Origin of the sequence: Mycobacterium sp. NAZ190054, from assembly GCF_001545925.1 — a bacterium.
Lineage (GTDB): Bacteria > Actinomycetota > Actinomycetes > Mycobacteriales > Mycobacteriaceae > Mycobacterium.
The window spans coordinates 1-1,222 of record NZ_LMVQ01000464.1; the positions used below are offsets into that span (position 1 = coordinate 1).

Below are 1,222 nucleotides of genomic sequence, written 5' to 3' on the forward strand. Positions count from 1 at the left end.
CGAGAGGGCTTGGATGGAGACGTCGTGTCCTTCGGCGGCTTTGCGCAGGGCGCCGACGGTGGCCTGGTCTTTGGGGATGTGGGTGAACGGGTCCCAGTGATACCAGCGCATCGCGTTCTGATAGGTCATCTTGTTGATCTCCTCATCGGGGACCTGGTTGGCGGTGAGGACCTCGTCGAGTTGCTCGGGGGCACCGGGCCACATCGAATCCGAATGCGGATAGTCAGCCTCCCAACAGATGTTGTCGATCCCGATGCTGTTGCGGGTGGCCACCCCCACCGGATCAGCGATGAAACAGGTCAGGAAATGCTCCCGGAACACCTCACTGGGCAACTTGCCCCCGAAATCCTGACCCGTCCACGTCGAATGCATCTCATAGGTCCGGTCCACCCGCTCCAGGAAATACGGAATCCACCCCGTCCCCCCCCTCGGACAACGCGATCTTCAACTCCGGATACTCCTTGACCGGCCGCGACCACAACAAATCCGCCGCCGCCTGCACGATATTCATCGGCTGCAACGTGATCATCACATCCATCGGCGCATCCGCCGCCGTGATCGCCAACCGCCCCGAAGACCCGATGTGCACATTGAGCACCGTGTCGGTATCGACCAACGCATCCCACATCGGCTTCCAATGCTCGAAATCATGAAACGACGGATACCCCATCGCCGCCGGATTCTCGGTGAACGTCAACGAATGCACCCCACGGGCGGCATTACGCCGAATCTCCTTGGCGCAGGCCTCGGGATCCCAGATCACCGGCAACGTCATCGGAATGAACCGCGCCGGATACGCCCCGCACCACTCCTCGACATGCCAATCGTTGTAAGCCTGCACCAACGCCAACGAGAACTCCGCATCCTCGGTGGCGAACAACCGACCCGCAAACCCCGGAAACGACGGAAAACACATCGACCCCAAAATCCCGCCGGCATTCATATCCTTGACCCGCTCATCAACCTGCCAACACCCCGGCCGGATCTCATCCAAACCCTGCGGCTCCAGCCCGTACTCCTCCTTCGGCCGACCCGCCACCGCATTCAACGCCACATTCGGAATCACCACATCCCGGAACTGCCACGTATCGCTACCGTCCGGGTTATGCACCAACCGCGGCGCCTCATCCAAATACCTCCGCGGCAAATGATTCTTGAACATATCCGGCGGCTCAACGATGTGATCATCCACGCTGATCAAAATCATCTCGTCCTTGTTCAT

1 pseudogene is annotated in these 1,222 nt (G+C 60.0%); it reads right to left on the reverse strand.

Annotated elements, in window-relative coordinates:
* Positions 1-1,222 (reverse strand): annotated as a pseudogene (locus ASJ79_RS24285) (amidohydrolase family protein); the annotation flags it as partial.